This is a genomic window from Hymenobacter piscis (genome assembly GCF_018760735.1).
Lineage (GTDB): Bacteria > Bacteroidota > Bacteroidia > Cytophagales > Hymenobacteraceae > Hymenobacter > Hymenobacter piscis.
In genome coordinates, this window is record NZ_JAHHZN010000032.1 from 16,621 (window position 1) to 31,486 (window position 14,866).

At 61.3% G+C, this 14,866-nt stretch carries 15 protein-coding genes; 4 read left to right on the forward strand and 11 right to left on the reverse strand.

What is annotated here, in order from left to right; genetic code table 11:
* The first annotated feature begins 357 nt into the window (after positions 1-357).
* Both KLP40_RS20105 and KLP40_RS20110 read left to right on the forward strand, forming a co-directional pair.
* The gene (locus KLP40_RS20105; protein WP_215595631.1) at positions 358-1,509 is read left to right on the forward strand and encodes a glycosyltransferase family 4 protein; all 1,152 of its coding nucleotides are present in this window, start codon (positions 358-360) and stop codon (positions 1,507-1,509) included.
* 53 nt (positions 1,510-1,562) lie between these two features.
* Positions 1,563-2,141: a DUF3109 family protein gene (locus KLP40_RS20110; RefSeq protein WP_215595632.1), complete on the forward strand. Its 579-nt coding sequence runs from the start codon at positions 1,563-1,565 to the stop codon at positions 2,139-2,141.
* Between the two features lie 79 nt (positions 2,142-2,220).
* On the opposite strand, the gene KLP40_RS20115 is transcribed toward KLP40_RS20110, so the two are convergent.
* From KLP40_RS20115 to KLP40_RS20165, 11 genes are all read right to left on the reverse strand, one after another.
* A complete protein-coding gene (locus KLP40_RS20115; RefSeq protein ID WP_215595633.1) occupies positions 2,221-4,029 on the reverse strand; it encodes an alpha-amylase in 1,809 nt (602 codons plus the stop codon).
* A gap of 319 nt (positions 4,030-4,348) precedes the next feature.
* Positions 4,349-5,695 (reverse strand): acetyl-CoA carboxylase biotin carboxylase subunit, encoded by a 1,347-nt coding sequence (gene accC / locus KLP40_RS20120; protein WP_215595634.1) that lies wholly within the window; start codon positions 5,693-5,695, stop codon positions 4,349-4,351.
* Positions 5,696-5,804: 109 nt separating this feature from the next.
* Positions 5,805-6,296, reverse strand: coding sequence for an acetyl-CoA carboxylase biotin carboxyl carrier protein (gene accB, locus KLP40_RS20125; protein WP_215595635.1), 492 nt, complete (start codon positions 6,294-6,296; stop codon positions 5,805-5,807).
* Positions 6,297-6,324: 28 nt separating this feature from the next.
* Positions 6,325-6,888, reverse strand: coding sequence for an elongation factor P (gene efp / locus KLP40_RS20130; RefSeq protein WP_215595636.1), 564 nt, complete (start codon positions 6,886-6,888; stop codon positions 6,325-6,327).
* Positions 6,889-7,028: 140 nt separating this feature from the next.
* Entirely contained in the window at positions 7,029-8,042 is a 1,014-nt protein-coding gene (locus KLP40_RS20135) for a beta-ketoacyl-ACP synthase III (protein WP_215595637.1), read from the reverse strand.
* A 73-nt stretch (positions 8,043-8,115) separates the two neighbouring features.
* Positions 8,116-9,057, reverse strand: coding sequence for a phosphate acyltransferase PlsX (gene plsX, locus KLP40_RS20140; protein WP_215595638.1), 942 nt, complete (start codon positions 9,055-9,057; stop codon positions 8,116-8,118).
* A gap of 123 nt (positions 9,058-9,180) precedes the next feature.
* Positions 9,181-9,405: a 50S ribosomal protein L32 gene (rpmF, locus tag KLP40_RS20145; RefSeq protein ID WP_215595639.1), complete on the reverse strand. Its 225-nt coding sequence runs from the start codon at positions 9,403-9,405 to the stop codon at positions 9,181-9,183.
* Positions 9,406-9,456: 51 nt separating this feature from the next.
* On the reverse strand, positions 9,457-10,005 hold the full coding sequence (locus KLP40_RS20150; RefSeq protein WP_246559058.1) for a YceD family protein: 549 nt from the start codon (positions 10,003-10,005) through the stop codon (positions 9,457-9,459).
* Positions 10,006-10,064: 59 nt separating this feature from the next.
* A complete protein-coding gene (locus KLP40_RS20155) occupies positions 10,065-10,430 on the reverse strand; it encodes a helix-turn-helix domain-containing protein (RefSeq protein WP_215595640.1) in 366 nt (121 codons plus the stop codon).
* A 210-nt stretch (positions 10,431-10,640) separates the two neighbouring features.
* Positions 10,641-11,696, reverse strand: a complete 1,056-nt coding sequence (gene pdxA, locus KLP40_RS20160; RefSeq protein ID WP_215595641.1) for a 4-hydroxythreonine-4-phosphate dehydrogenase PdxA — start codon at positions 11,694-11,696, stop codon at positions 10,641-10,643.
* A 166-nt stretch (positions 11,697-11,862) separates the two neighbouring features.
* Entirely contained in the window at positions 11,863-13,314 is a 1,452-nt protein-coding gene (locus KLP40_RS20165; RefSeq protein ID WP_215595642.1) for a leucyl aminopeptidase family protein, read from the reverse strand.
* A 216-nt stretch (positions 13,315-13,530) separates the two neighbouring features.
* On the opposite strand from KLP40_RS20165, the gene rsmA reads away from it, so the two are divergent.
* A complete protein-coding gene (rsmA, locus tag KLP40_RS20170) occupies positions 13,531-14,322 on the forward strand; it encodes a 16S rRNA (adenine(1518)-N(6)/adenine(1519)-N(6))-dimethyltransferase RsmA (RefSeq protein WP_215595643.1) in 792 nt (263 codons plus the stop codon).
* Between the two features lie 12 nt (positions 14,323-14,334).
* On the forward strand, positions 14,335-14,700 hold the full coding sequence (locus KLP40_RS20175) for a hypothetical protein (protein ID WP_215595644.1): 366 nt from the start codon (positions 14,335-14,337) through the stop codon (positions 14,698-14,700).
* The last annotated feature ends 166 nt before the right edge of the window (positions 14,701-14,866 follow it).

Sequence of the window (14,866 nt, forward strand, 5' to 3'; positions counted from 1 at the left end):
TCGGGTGGGGGATGGAAATGGGAAACGGGCGGTTGTAGAGACGCAATATCTTGCGTCCCGAGCGGGCCAAGGTGCTCGGTAGCGCAGTAGCGCGAACTGTGTAATTCGCGCTACTCGCGGGCAGTGCTCCTGCCTCAGTGCTTCAGAACAAATAATTTTATGGTCTGAGGCCGCCTCAGGGCTTAAAATCATTTGTTCTGAAGCACTGAGGTGCCGTATGGGCTCTGAGCTGACCGTTTCCAAGCGGTGAGGCTGCCTCTGTGCTTCAAACCAATTGGTTTTGCCTGCTGAGGTGGCCTCGCGGGATAAAATCAACTGGTTTCGGGCTGTGAGGAGGCGCGCCCGTATCTTCGCGCCATGAATCCTACTGCTTCGCCCGCCGCTCCGTTTCCCCTGTCTATTTTGTGCCTTTCGGACAGCTGGGGGGGGCTGGAGCTGAACACGGCCCGGTTTGCGGGCTGGATGCGGGAGCGGGGCTGGCCGGTGCAGGTGATAACCCGGGCCGGCTCCCCGCTGGCCGCCCGCGCCGCCGAGCTGGGCGCCGCCGTGGTCCTGCTCGACAACCGCTGGAAAGCCCTCGATGTGCCCGCCGCCCGCCGGCTGGCCGGGGTGCTGCGAGACTTCGGGACCCGGGCCCTGCTCATCAGCCGCAACGGCGACCTGGGCCTGGCCGTGCTCTGTAAGCGCCTGTTTCTGCCCGGGCTGCCGCTGGTGTACCAGCAGCACATGCAGCTGGGGCTGGCCAAGCGCGGCCTCGTGCACACGCTGCGCTACCGGGCCCTGGCCGCCTGGCTGGCCCCATTGCCCGGGCTGGCCCGGCAGGTGCTGGAAAAAACCCGCCTGCCCGCCGACCGCCTCCACGTGGTGCCGCTGGGCGTGGAGCTGGAAAAGTTTGCCGATGCGCAGCTGACCACCGCCGAAGCCCGTCGCCGCCTGCACCTGACGCTGCCTCCCGAAGCCGTGCTGCTGGGCCTCATCGGCCGCCTCGACGACGGCAAGGGCCAGGACTTCGTGGTGGAAGCGTTGGCCGACCTGCGCCACCAGTTTCCGCAGCTGCATTTGCTGCTGGTAGGGGAGCCCACCCGCAACGAAGGTACCGCCTACACCGATGCCCTGCACGCCCGCATCCGGGCGCTGAACCTGACGGACGTAGTGCACCTGCGCGGCTTCACGCCCCAGCCCGAAGTGGCCTACCGGGCCCTTGATATGTCCATCACGGCCTCTACCAATGAAACCTACGGCATGGTCACCATTGAGGCCCTGGCAGCGGGCCGGCCCGTGCTGGGCGCGGCGGCCGGGGGCACCCGTGAATTGCTCGAGGACGGCCGCACCGGCCTGCTCTTCGCCCTGCGCGACAACGCCTCGTTCGGGGTGGCCGTGGCGCGGCTGCTCCGGGAGCCGGAGCTGGCCCGGGAACTGGGCCGGGAAGGGCAGCGCGAGGCCCTGGCTACCTATTCCCACCACCGCCAGTGCGAGCTGACCGAGCAGATTCTCTGGTCGGTGGCGTAATTGGGGGTATCTTTGCCGATAGTACTTCCCGGCAGCAGGCGCGGCCCCACCTCATGACTCAGATTCAAAATACCCTGATTTCCGACGACGTTCGGGATAATTTCTTCGTCTGCAACCTCGAAGCCTGCAAGGGTGCCTGCTGCGTGGAGGGCGACCTGGGCGCGCCCCTGGAGCCCGAGGAGCTCGACATCCTCAACCAGGAGTACGAGGCCATTAAGCCCTTCCTCACCGAAGCCGGCCGCCAGGCCATTGAGGAGCAGGGCCGCTACATCAAGGACTGGGAGGGCGACTTCAGCACCACCACCATCAACGACCGGGAGTGCGCCTACGCCCTCTACGACGAGCGGGGCATCCTCAAGTGCGGTATCGAGCAGGCCTACCTGGCCGGGGCCACCAGCTTCAAGAAGCCCATCAGCTGCCACCTGTACCCCATCCGCATCACGAAGTACGACGGCTTCGAGGCCCTCAACTACGACCGGTGGAGCATCTGCTCACCCGCCTGCTCCTTCGGGGCCAACCTGGGCGTGCGCATCTACCAGTTCCTGAAGGAACCCCTGATCCGCAAGTACGGCGCGGGCTGGTACGACGAGCTGGTCCACGAAATTGAGCACGGCGACGCTCAGGTGAAGTAAACTACCTGATGCTGCCGCCAAACAGAAAGAGGCCGGTCAGCTGACCGGCCTCTTTCTGTTTGCCAATGCAGAAAAACTGTTACTGCCAGGTATCGGTGCGGGTGGCGGTGGTGCCGCTGGGAGTGAAGGTGCGGTTGGCACCGCCTTCCCAGAGGACGTTACCGGCGGCATCCTTACGGATGTACTTGTATTGCACGCTGGTGCCGCTGGTCAGGCTCACGGTGCCGCTCCACTTGGGCCAGGCCGCGCCGCTGAGCTTTTTGGCGTTGGCCGTATTCCAGCTGCCGAGCTGAGCCGAGCTGCCAATTACGTACACGTCCTGGCCGCTCACGGTGTTGCTGTACGTCACGTTGAAGGTCACAGCCGTGGTGGTGCCGGTGGGCGGGGGCGTGGTGGTGCCGCCGCCGGGCACCCACACCGAATAGCTGCGGGCATTCACTGGGAACACGCCGGTCCCGTTGGCATCGGTAGTCACGGTGCCGGTGCGGTTGCCGGTTTTATCGGTCAGGGTGGCGTTTTTGAAGGGCGTGGTGAGGGTTTTGGTGCGGGCTGAGCCGCCGTCGTTGAGCAGCATCAGCAGACCTTTGCGGGTGGCGTCGCCGGCGCGGGAGTAGGCATACACGTCAGCATCGTTGGCGCTGGTGTACTCCGCAGCAGCCCCGTAAGCATGGGCTTTGCGGATGCCGATGAGGGTTTTGATCTGATTGCCCAGACCGTAGTTGTAGTAGTCCTTATAGAATACACAGGGGTAGCCGTTGGCCCGGGTCAGGATGTAGGCGTAGGCCAGCATCTTGAGGTTGGTAACGGGCGAGTACAGGGCGCCGGGATGGTCCGTATCGTGGTTATCCACGAAGGAAACCGACAATGTCGGGTTGCTTTCGGTGAAGCCGGCAAACTGCAGGCCGCGCATATCCCAGCTGCCGTTGCCGTTGCTCATGTCCTGGAAGGTGTAGTGCAGGGGCACATCGAACAGGCTGGTGCGCCCGCCGGTGGCGGCGGCGTAGTTTTTCAGGTCCTGCAGGTTACGGAACCAGGCTTCGCTCACGGCAAAGCGGCCGTTGGTTTTCACCGCGTCCAGCCACTGGTTCAGGTAGGGCGTGTAAATATGCTTGGTAGCATCGAGGCGGTAGCCGTCGAGGCTCATTTTGGTGGTAATCCAGTTGCCCCAGTTAATAGTTTCGTTCTGGTTGGCGGCGTTGTTGTTGTACTGAATTTCCGAGCCCAGCAGGTTGTCGTAGGCGTCGTTGTTGGCGTAAGGCTGGAAGTCCCAGCTTTTCCACTGGTACCAGCCGTTATTAGGCGCCTGCTGGGTACCGGTGAAGTTGTTGAACCCCCATTTGTAGCTACTGTGGGTGTTGCCGCGGCCGGGGAAGGTGAACCGGGTGTATACCAGGTTGCCGTTCACGTTTTCCTGGGCATCGGCCCAGGCCATGTGGTTCATCACGATGTCCTCGTACACCTGCAGCCCCTGGCCCTTCATGGTGCCAATGGCAGTTTGCAGCTGGCCCAGCGTGCCGTAGCGGGTAGCTACAGTACCTTTCTGGTTGAATTCGCCCAAATCGTAGCGGTCGTACACGCCATAGCCGACGTCGCCCTGGCTGCCGCCTTTATAGGCCGGGGGCAGCCACAGGGCCGTAATACCGGCCGATTTCAGTTCGGCGGCTCTGGAGCCCAGTACCTGCCACCAAGTTCCCTGGGCGTTGCTGATCGGCACGTCCCAGTAGAAGGCCTGCATCATGACTCCATTGGCTACCACGGCACTCTGGCCGGTGCTTGTGGCCGCTGGTACGGCAGCGGCGGTGGGTTGCAGTTCTTCTTTGCTGCACGAAGACAACAGAGAACCAGCCGCCAGCAGCCCCGTCAGGGCTACGGTCAGTTTTGCTTTCATAAAAGTGGGTGTTTTGGTTGGTGGAAGTAGAATAGTGCAAGTATACAGGGCATTAGCCGAATTTCGTATGCCGGCATAGAGTCTCAAGTAATAATTTAGTGAGTAATCACTTACCTGTTTTATGCTGTTTTATAGCTTCATAATGATCCTGCATTGACTGAATCAGTGCAATTGTAAAGCCCTCCAGGCAGGATAATGGGGTATTTGCTGATTATGGTGCTGGGTTGATGTAAACGGCGGGTGCAAAATTTTGGCCTCATAAGCCAAAAAAGGCCTGCCCCGGGTGGGACAGGCCTTGCTGGTCGAAGCAGGGTAGGGCTTACAGCTCCGAGAAATCGAAGGACGTTTCCAGGAATTTGGTCGTGAAGTCGCCGTCCTTGAACTGGGCGTTGTCCATCAGTTTGAGGTGGAATGGAATAGTAGTTTTCACGCCTTCCACCACGAACTCACTCAGGGCCCGCTTCATTTTCACGATGCACTCCTCCCGGGTCTGAGCCACGGTGATGAGCTTGGCAATCATGGAATCGTAGTTAGGCGGAATCTGGTAGCCCGCGTACACGTGCGTATCCACGCGCACGCCGTGGCCGCCGGGAATGTGCAGCACCGTGATTTTGCCCGGCGAAGGGCGGAACCCATTGGCCGGGTCCTCGGCGTTGATGCGGCATTCCATGGCGTGCATCTGGGGGTAGTAGTTAGCGCCCGAAATCGGAATGCCGGCCGCTACCTTGATCTGCTCCTTAATCAGGTCGTAGTTGATGACTTCTTCCGTCACGGGGTGCTCCACCTGAATGCGGGTGTTCATCTCCATGAAGTAGAAGTCCCGGTTTTTATCGACCAGGAACTCGATGGTGCCCACGCCCTCGTAGCCGATGGCCGCTGCGCCGGCAATGGCGGCCTGGCCCATCCGCTCCCGCAGGTCGTCGGTCATGAAGGGCGAAGGCGCTTCCTCCACCAGCTTCTGATGCCGGCGCTGAATGGAGCAGTCGCGCTCGGAAAGATGGCAGACGTGACCGAACTGGTCGCCGCACACCTGAATCTCGATGTGGCGGGGTTCTTCCACAAACTTCTCCAGGTACATGCCGTCGTTGCCGAAGGCCGCCTTCGACTCGGTGCGCGCGTCGTTCCAGGCTTTCTCAAACTCGTCCTCGGAGTTGATAATGCGCATGCCGCGCCCGCCGCCGCCGGCCGTCGCCTTGAGAATGACGGGGTATTTGATTTCAGCGGCAATTTTCTTGCCCTGCTCCACCGATTCGAGCAGGCCTACCGAACCGGGTACAACCGGCACGCCGGCCGCAATCATGGTCGCCTTGGCCGAAGCCTTGTCGCCCATGCGGTTGATCATGTCGGGCGAGGCACCGATGAACTTGATGCCGTTTTCCTGGCAGACGCGCGAGAACTCGGCATTTTCGCTCAGGAAGCCATAGCCGGGGTGAATGGCGTCGGCGTTGGTGATTTCGGCGGCGGCAATCAGCGTCGGAATGCTCAGGTAGCTCTTGGCCGAGGCCGGCGGCCCGATGCACACGGCCTCGTCGGCGAAGCGCACATGCAGGCTTTCCTTATCGGCGGTCGAGTACACGGCCACCGTTTTAATGCCCATTTCCTTGCAGGTCCGAATCACGCGCAGCGCAATTTCGCCCCGATTGGCAATCAGTATTTTCTTGAACACAGCTCTCAGGGTTAGATGTGAGAACTGAGAGCTTAGAACTAAGACTCGCGGCGGCGTTGGGCCGACTCACGGATTCTAAGTTCTAAGCTCTCAATTCTAAGCTCTAAAATTACATTGGCTCAATCAGGAACAGGGGCTGGTCGTACTCCACGGGGGAGGCATTTTCGACCAGGGCCTTCACCACGCGGCCGGATTGCTCGGCTTCGATTTCGTTAAAGAGCTTCATGGCCTCAATGATGCAGATCACCTGGCCTTTCTCCACCGTATCACCCACCTGCACGAACACCGGCGAATCAGGGCTGCTGCTGCGGTAGAACGTGCCAATCATCGGCGACTTCAGCGGCATCAGGTTGCTGGCGGCCGAAGCTTCCGCGGCCGGAGCCGGCGCGGCAGCGGCCGGAGCAGGAGCCGGTGCGGCGGCGGCCGGCGCGGCCGTCGGGGCGGGGGCGGCTACCGGGGCGGCGGCCGACATGGTTACCTGGGGCTTGTAGCTGGCATCGCGCTGTACGGAGATTTTGAACTCCTCCGTCTCGATGTTGACTTTGTTCAAACCCGACTTGGCGATGAAGTCGATGAGGTCCTGTAGTTCTTGGGCTTTCATGTGGTGGGGGGAAGGCGTGACAGGCTGCTTATTTGACGCGCTCGACGTAGCTGTAGTCGCTGGTCTTGATTCGGATCTTGGTATCGGTATCCACGAACAGGGGCACCTGAATACGGGCGCCGGTTTCCACGGTAGCGGGCTTGAGCGTGTTGGTGGCGGTATCGCCTTTCAGGCCAGGCTCGGTGTAGGTAACTACCAGGTCCACGGTGGTGGGTAGTTCGGCCGTGAGCGGCTGCTCGGTTTCGGCATGAAAGAGGATGGTCACTTCCTGGCCTTCCTTCATCAGGTCGGCGAAGGGCACCATTTCCTCGTTGATGACCACCTGCTCGAAGGTGGCATTATCCATGAACGTGTAGCCGTAATCGTCCTTGTAGAGGTACTGGTGGGGGCGCTGCTCCACCCGGGCCGTTTCCACCTTCACGCCCGCGTTGAACGTGTTATCGATGGTACGACCGGTTTTGATGTTGCGCATCTTGGTGCGCACGAAGGCCGGGCCTTTGCCGGGCTTCACGTGCTGGAATTCGGTGATGACGTGCAGCTCGTTGTTATAATTGAGCACGAGCCCGTTGCGAAAATCTGCGGTGGTGGCCATGAGGTGGGAAGAGGAAAAGGGTCAGTTGTAACCAGGACGTACGCCGCCACGATTATCCGGCGCCGAGCCCGGGGCAGCATACTCCCTGCTTACAGCGAGAGTACAAGTATAGGAGGTTTTCCGGTTTTGCGCCGGGCCGGCTACTGCGCCGGAGTAGCCGGCCGGGGATCGTACGCCCACTTGAGGTAGAGCGAACCCCAGGTGAAGCCCCCGCCAAAGGCGGCGATAATCAGGTTGTCGCCCTTGCGCAACTGCTGCTCGTAATCGGCGAGGCAGAGCGGAATGGTGCCGTTGGTGGTGTTACCGTAGCGGTGAATGTTGAGCATCACCTTCTCGGGCCCGATACCCACGCGGTGGGCCGTAGCGTCGATGATGCGCTTGTTGGCCTGGTGGGGCACCAGCCAGTCGATGGTATCGGCCGTGAGGCCGTTGCGCTCGGCTACCTGAGCGGCTACATCGGCCATGTTTTTCACCGCGAATTTGAACACGGCGGCCCCTTCCTGGTACACGTAGTGCTCCCGGCGGGCCACGGTCTCGGCCGAGGGCGGGCGGCGCGAGCCACCGGCTTTCTGGTGCAGGTACTGCTCACCATTGCCGTCGGAGTGCAGCTCCTGATCGAGCAGGCCCAGGCCCTCGTAGTTGGGTTCGAGCAGCACGGCCCCGGCTCCGTCGCCGAAAATGATGCAGGTGGAGCGGTCGGTGTAATCGATGATGCTCGACATCTTGTCGGCGCCCACCACAATGACCTTCTTATACGTGCCGCTGGCAATAAACTGGGAGCCCGTGGCCAGGGCGTACATAAAGCCCGAGCAGGCCGCCTGCATATCGAAGCTGAAGGACTTGGTGGCGCCCACCGCCGCCGAAATGATGTTGGCCGTGGCCGGAAACACCAGGTCGGGCGTGGTAGTGGCGCAGATAATCAGGTCGATGTCGGCGGCGGCCACGCCGGTTTTGGCCAGCAGGCGTTCCACAGCCTTGATGCCCATCACGGAAGTGCCCTGGTCGTCGCCTTTCAGAATGTGCCGCTCCTTAATTCCGGTGCGGCTCATGATCCACTCGTCGGTCGTGTCCACCAGGGTTTCCAGCTCCTGGTTGGTCAGTACATAATCGGGCACGTACGAGCCGACCCCGGAAATGGCAGCGGTAATCTTCATTAGAAGGGAGAAAAGGCCGGAAGCTGCGGCACGCAAAAAGCCCGACCCCGCAGGACCGGACTCCGCGCCGCGTTCAGGACTTGAAAGTGGATTTTATCTGATCGGCAATGCCGGAGCTGGCCATTTGGTAGCCCTGCAGCAGCATGTTGCAGATGGCTTTGGGCGTGCTCACGCCGTGCCCGATAATGGCGTTGTCGTTGATGCCCAGAATTGGGGACCCGCCGATGGACTCGTAGTTGAAGTGGTCGAAGAACGGCTCGTGCATGTTCTTGTCGGCCATGATGTCGTAGACCGACTCGGCCATTTTCAGCAGCACGTTACCCGTAAATCCGTCGCACACAATCACGTCGGCTTTGTCGTTGAACAGGTCCCGTCCTTCGATATTGCCAATGAAGCGGATGTGCGGATTTACTTTCAGCAGCTGGTGGGCGGCCTGGGTAATGGCCGTGCCTTTCCCCTCTTCCTCGCCCAGGTTCATCAGGCCTACTTTGGGCTGCTCGATGCCCAGCACGTATTTGGCGTAGAGGGAGCCCAGCTCGCCGAATTGCTCCAGCATTTCGGGCTTGCATTCCGCATTGGCTCCCACGTCGAGCATGATGCCCATGCTCCCGTGGAGTTTGGGAACGAAGTTGGCAATGGCCGGGCGCATAACGCCGGGTACTGCCTTTACGCTGAACATGGCCCCTACCAGCATGGCGCCGGTGTTACCGGCCGAGCAGAAGGCTTCCACCTCACCGGCAGCCAGCAGGCGGTAGCCCACGGCGATGCTGGAGTCCTGCTTCTGCTGGTAAGCCTTGGCCGGGTGTTCGCCCATCTCAATGAGCTGGGATGCGGGCACCAGGGTGAGGTTCTCCGCCGCGGCCCCGTGGGCCTCGAGCAGGGGGCGCACGGCGTCTTCCTGGCCGATGAGCACTATCTGAGCCTTGCCGGCCAGCAATTGGGCGGCCAGCACGGCCCCATCGACGGCGGCCTGCGGAGCAAAATCGCCCCCCATTGCGTCCAGGGCTATCTTCATGAAAGGAAAGTCAAAGAGGTCAGAATTGAATTAAGCTGTTAGCTGGTAGCTGCTGGCTGTTAGCTTTCAGGGAAGAAAGAGCTAACAGCCAGCAGCTACCAGCTAACAGCTTAAACACGGCGACTATTCGTCGTCGGAATCGAGCGGCGCGGCGGCGGCTACGGGGGCGTAGTCTTTGATAACTACTTTACCGTTCAGGTACAGGTCGCCATCTACTACGTAGGCCTTGTGGCGCAGGTGCAGCTCGCCGGTGTTAGCGCAGAGGGTAACGGCTTTAGGGGTGAGCTTGTAGTGGCTGCGACGTTTGTCGCGGGTGGCGGAGGAGGTCCGGCGTTTAGGATGTGCCATGCTGAAAAAAGAAAAAAAGAAACGTAAAAGACAAGAAAAGCCTGCAGGCGGCTAGTTGAGGTTGCGCAGCGCGTTCCAGCGCGGGTCGGTGTCATCCTCGTCGTCGCCGTTGGCGTCCTCGCCGCGGGTCGTGAAGATGAGCTTAGTGGTAGCGTCGGGCTCGTCGTCGGGCTCGTTCTGGAAGCGTGGGTGCAGCTTTTTCATGGGCAGGGCCAGTCCCACAAAATCGAACAGGTGCTGGGCCAGGGGCAAAGTCTGGGTCTCGGGCGTGATTTGCAGCACGTTGTCGTCGAGTTCCTTGTTCTCGTCGCCGAAGCGCACGAGCAGCTGCTCCTGGGCGTCGATTTCCTGGTCGTAATCGTCCAGGCTCCGGTCGCAGACCTGGCGCACGGTGCCCCGGATATCGAAGTCAACCGTGATCAGGCGCTCGGTTTTGGTGAGCGTCACGTCGGCGTGCACCTGCCCGTCGGGGATGAGCTCCTGGTCGAACTGCTCGAAGAACGCCCGGTCGAGGTCGAACGCGAAGTGGTGCGTTTTATCGGCCAGGCGGGCCAGGTTGATGGTGTAGGGCGAATCCTTCTTCACGGGAGGTAGTTGCAAGGGGGCAAAAGTAGGCACTTTTGCCCGGTATGTAAAAGCCGCAGAGGGCGAAGGCGACGTCAGGCGTTTTTGAGAATAAAATCGGACGGGATGCCCAGCCGCTCGTACAGGCGCTTGGCCAGGTCCAGCGTCACGCGGCGTTTGCCGCTCAGGATCTGGGACAGGCGTCCGGCCGGCACTTCGAGCAACTCGGCCAGCTCCTTCTGCTTGAGGCGCAGCTGCTGGCGTTTGAGCTCAATCATTTCGGCCAGCGAAGTCGGCAGGTTCGGAATAGGCAGCAGCCCGAGCTTGCCCTCGTACACGTCCAGGGCGGCAATCAGCTCCCGGAACTCCGCTTCCAGGGCCGCGTTGCCTTCCACGCCGGCCGCAGCCAGCGCATCGAGGCGGCGCAGGGCAGTGCGGTAGTCAGTGGGCGTCTGGAGCATTTTTGAAGCGGTTAGCGGTTAGGCTGAGGGCTGTTGGCGAGGGGCAAACAAAACGCCGGAACCAACCCGGTTCCGGCGTCTGTGCTGCAAAGGTAAAGACGGATTCTGAATTCGCAAAGAAACTTTCATTTTTGGAAAGAAAGTTTCGGTTTGACAGGTTCTTTTGTCGTTCTGAGCATTCCGCGCATGCCCCACTTCACTCATTCACCGCTACTCCCGGCGGCCGCCGCGGGGGGCGGGGCCGGGAATCAGGGGCTTGATTTCGGCTTCGGATTTCCGATACTTAACCAGCTCGCAAGCCAGGTAGAGGGCCTCGCGGAAGGAAGTTTCATCGGCTTTGAACTGGCCGGCGAGGCCGTAGGCAGTGCCGTGGTCGGGGGAGGTGCGTACTACCGACAGGCCGGCGGTGTAGTTCACGCCCCGCTCGAAGGCCAGGGTTTTGAACGGAATCAGGCCCTGGTCGTGGTAGAGGGACAGTGTGGCGTCGAACTGCTTGAACTGGCCGGTGCCGAAGTAGCCATCGGCAGGGTAGGGGCCGTAGGTCAGGTGGCCCTGCTGCTGGAACTGCTGGAGCACGGGCGTCACGATATCGGCCTCCTCGGTGCCGAGCAGGCCGTTTTCGCCGGCGTGGGGGTTGAGGCCCAGCACCGCTACCCGGGGCTTCTCAATGCCGAAATCGTTCTTGAGCGAGTTCAGCAAAATGCGCAGCTTGGCCGTGAGCAGTTCCTTGGTGAGGCGGGCGGCCACGTCCTTGAGCGGGATGTGGCCCGTAACGGTGGCCACGCGCAGGTCGTCGGCCACGAGCAGCATCAGGCTTTCCTTGGCCTCGAAGAAGCTGGTCAGAAACTCCGTGTGACCGGGGAAGCGAAAGTCGTCGGCCTGGGTGTTCTCCTTGCTGATGGGGGCCGTCACGAGGGCATCGAGCAGGCCGGCTTTCAGGTCGCGGGCAGCGGCGAGCAGGCTCTGGCGGGCGGCCGCGCCGCTGGCCGCGCTGGGCTGGCCGGGCGTGAGCGTCACGTCGTCATCCTCCCAGCAGCTCACGGCGTTGTGCTTGCCGGGGGCAATATCGGCCGCTTCGCGCACCTGGCGGAAGGTGAGGGGTTCGTGGTTGGGGTCGGTGGGGAAGTCGTGGAAAAGGACGGTGGCGGTGCCGTACACCACGGGCGTACAGAACTTGAGCAGGCGCGGGTCAAGAAACGTCTTATAAATAACCTCGGGCCCGATACCGGCCAGGTCACCGACGGAAATTCCAATTCGTGGGAGCATTCTACGTTTAGTGCTTAGATGTTAGAGCTGTTTGAGCGTTTCATGCTGGCACCCCACCCCCCGGCCCCCTCCCCTCCGGGAGAGGGGGTGCCAGACGTGAAACCATTGAACGCACCCCCTCTCCCGGAGGGGAGGGGGCCGGGGGGTGGGGTGCGACGTAAGAACCCTACGCCCGGTTCTTCAGAAACTCATACGTCATCCGGACGGCCGTGCCGGTGCCGCCTTTGCCGCGGTAGGAATCGGGGGCAGTGAGGAAGGCAGGGCCGGCAATGTCGAAGTGCACCCAGGGGTAGCCCTCGGTGTAGCGCTCCAGGAACTTGCCGGCCGAAATGGCCCCGGCTTCGGCTTTGCCCAGGTTGCTCATGTCGGCAATGGGGCTCTTGATGTGGTCGGCGTACTCATCCCAGAGGGGGAATTCCACCAGCCGCTCGTGGGTGGTGTTGCCGGCTTGCTTGAGGTCGGCCATCACCTGCTCGTCGGCGGTGCCCATGTACACAATGCCCTCAATGCCGATGGCGCGGGCCGCCGAGCCGGTGAGCGTGGCGTAGTCCATGACCAGCTCGGGGTCATACTTCTTGGCAAAGGCCAGGGCGTCGGCCAGAATGAGGCGGCCTTCGGCGTCGGTGTTGAGCACTTCCACGGTCAGGCCGCTGTACATCGTAATCACGTCGCCGGGGGCCAGGGCGGGGCCGCCGGGGCGGTTGTCGGTGGCCGGCACCAGCCCGATGACGTGCAGGGGCACCTGATTCTTGGCCAGGGCCGTGAGCACGCCCACCACCACGGCCGAGCCGCCCATGTCGCACTTCATCAAATCCATGCTATTGGGCGTGGGCTTGAGGCTGAGGCCGCCGGTATCGAACACCACGCCCTTGCCCACCAGCACGATGGGCTTCTGGTTGGTGGCACCTTCGGGCTTGTACTCCATAATGGTGAAGGTGGGCGGCTCGGGGCTGCCCTGGTTCACGGCCAGCAACCCGCCCATGCGCAGGGCCTCGATGCGCACCAGATCCAGCACCTCCACCGAGAAGCCGGCCGCGTCGCCGGCCTGCTCGAACTGCTGGGCCAGCTGGGTGGCGTTGAGGTGGCTGTAGGGCATGTTCACCAGGTCGCGGGCCAGGTACACGCCCTGGAGCACGCCGTCGAGCTCCCGCACTTTCTGCTCCGACAAATCAGGACCGACCAGCGTGAGCTGGCGCAGCACGGGCGCTTTTTTCGATTTCTCGTCGGTTTTATAGCCTTCAAACTGGTAGGCGGTCAGGGCCAGGCCTTCGGCCAGGGCCAGGGAACCGCCGGCCGGGGTGAGGTTGCAGATGAAGAGCTCCTCCACTTTATCGGCCTTGAGGCGGGCGTGGAGCTGGTGGCCGGCCTTGCGCAGGGCCTCGCAGCCCAGGGCCGCCGTTTTCTTCTCCTCGGCCACCACGTAATAATGGTGGTGCGAATACTGGTTGACGGCCACGAACTTCTCGTCGGCGGCCAGCTGGGTGGCCACGTAGTTACGGGCGGCCTCGGGCAAATCGGCGGCGGCCGTTACGGGCAGCTCCTTCAGGCCGCTGGGCAGAATGAAAACGGTGCTGGCAATAGCGGGAAAATCGGCGGCGTAGGCGAGCGTTAGGGGCATGGGTAAGAACAGGTAAAATGAGGGCGCCGGTAGCCTTTCGGCCCGCAGGCGGGCAGAAACGGCCGGCAGCGGCGTATCTTTGGCCGTGAAGGTAGCTACTTTGAGCTATTCGCTACTTTCTGAGCTATTAGCTGATGGCTGTTAGCTATTGGCTTTTTTTCCATTCGGCTGTAACCTTCGCACCTGTCAATCATACCAGCTACCAGCCCAACGTCCATGGATTCCGTTAAAGCCAAAAAGCACCTCGGCCAGCACTTTCTCAACGACTCCAACATTGCCCGCAACATTGTGGAGGCCCTGCGCCTGCCCGACGGCGTGCGGCACGTGCTCGAAATCGGGCCGGGCATGGGCGTGCTGACCCAGACGCTGCTCCAGCACCCGGAGTACCAGACGGCCGTGGTGGAAATCGACCGCGACTCGGTGGCTTACCTGCACAAGCACTACCCCACCCTCGAAGACCGGATTTACTCCCAGGACTTTCTGAAAATGGACCTGCGCCAGCTCTACGGCGACCAGCCCCTGAGCATCATCGGCAACTTTCCCTACAACATCAGCAGCCAGATTTACTTCCAGATTCTGGCCCACCGCCAGCAGGTGCGCGAGAGCGTGGGCATGATTCAGAAGGAAGTGGCCGACCGCCTGGCCACCGGCCCGGGCTCCAAAACCTACGGTATCCTGAGCGTGCTGCTCCAGGCGTTCTACGACATCGAATACCTGTTCACGGTGGCCCCGCACGTGTTCAGCCCCCCGCCCAAGGTGCAGTCGGCCGTTATCCGCCTCACCCGCAACGCCACCGAGCACCTGGCCTGCGACGAAAAGTTGTTTTTCCGGGTCGTGAAGCAGGCTTTTGCCACCCGCCGCAAAACCCTGCGCAACGCCCTCAAGCCCTTCGGCATGCCCCCCGAAACCACCACCGACCCGATCTTCGACCTGCGCGCCGAGCAGCTCAGCGTGGAAGATTTCGTGGGCCTGACGCGGCATGTACAGCAGCACCAGCCAGCTTCCTAAATGAGCAGTAAAATGCTCTGGCTGCTTTTGCCACTCGGGGCCCTTGGGCTGTTTGGTACGTTTCTATGGCAGGCTCAAAGGGATGTAGATGCTGGAGGCTGGGAGCAGTTAGCTGAAACGGAGCATTATTTCATCAGAACCGATTATGAAGGTCGCGCCTCTTTAGGATATGGCAGTTGGTGGCGGGGAGCCATGGCTTTAGTGAGTGGTTTCTACGATTTCCGCCGGAGCGACTCTTACATTATAGGTTATGATGCGGAGGCCCAACGTTATGTAATCGTGAATGCTTTGGCGCAAAGCTTTGAAGATGCGAAAAAATCAGTGGCAAGCCCGGTCGACACAACATCAGTTGGAGAACTATTCAGGAGTCGGGAATAAGGTCCGGTTTTCCCTCAGGCCAACTACCGATTTTTAACTTTAGGACTTACGCAAACGGCTTTCTCAGCGTACCAAGCCCATGAAAGTCACCGCTCAATTGTATGGCCAGTTTCTGCTCAGCAGCCAGGTCAACTACACCGGCACTTACTTGGCCGAGCACCTGGCC

What these genes read in the sequence shown, in the direction of transcription:
- KLP40_RS20105 (WP_215595631.1), top strand. Translation starts at nt 358, where the DNA reads ATGAATCCTACTGCTTCGCCCGCCGCTCCGTTTCCCCTGTCTATTTTG.
- KLP40_RS20110 (WP_215595632.1), top strand. Translation starts at nt 1,563, where the DNA reads ATGACTCAGATTCAAAATACCCTGATTTCCGACGACGTTCGGGATAAT.
- KLP40_RS20115 (WP_215595633.1), bottom strand. Translation starts at nt 4,029, where the DNA reads ATGAAAGCAAAACTGACCGTAGCCCTGACGGGGCTGCTGGCGGCTGGT.
- accB (WP_215595635.1), bottom strand. Translation starts at nt 6,296, where the DNA reads ATGAAAGCCCAAGAACTACAGGACCTCATCGACTTCATCGCCAAGTCG.
- efp (WP_215595636.1), bottom strand. Translation starts at nt 6,888, where the DNA reads ATGGCCACCACCGCAGATTTTCGCAACGGGCTCGTGCTCAATTATAAC.
- KLP40_RS20135 (WP_215595637.1), bottom strand. Translation starts at nt 8,042, where the DNA reads ATGAAGATTACCGCTGCCATTTCCGGGGTCGGCTCGTACGTGCCCGAT.
- plsX (WP_215595638.1), bottom strand. Translation starts at nt 9,057, where the DNA reads ATGAAGATAGCCCTGGACGCAATGGGGGGCGATTTTGCTCCGCAGGCC.
- rpmF (WP_215595639.1), bottom strand. Translation starts at nt 9,405, where the DNA reads ATGGCACATCCTAAACGCCGGACCTCCTCCGCCACCCGCGACAAACGT.
- KLP40_RS20155 (WP_215595640.1), bottom strand. Translation starts at nt 10,430, where the DNA reads ATGCTCCAGACGCCCACTGACTACCGCACTGCCCTGCGCCGCCTCGAT.
- pdxA (WP_215595641.1), bottom strand. Translation starts at nt 11,696, where the DNA reads ATGCTCCCACGAATTGGAATTTCCGTCGGTGACCTGGCCGGTATCGGG.
- KLP40_RS20165 (WP_215595642.1), bottom strand. Translation starts at nt 13,314, where the DNA reads ATGCCCCTAACGCTCGCCTACGCCGCCGATTTTCCCGCTATTGCCAGC.
- rsmA (WP_215595643.1), top strand. Translation starts at nt 13,531, where the DNA reads ATGGATTCCGTTAAAGCCAAAAAGCACCTCGGCCAGCACTTTCTCAAC.
- KLP40_RS20175 (WP_215595644.1), top strand. Translation starts at nt 14,335, where the DNA reads ATGCTCTGGCTGCTTTTGCCACTCGGGGCCCTTGGGCTGTTTGGTACG.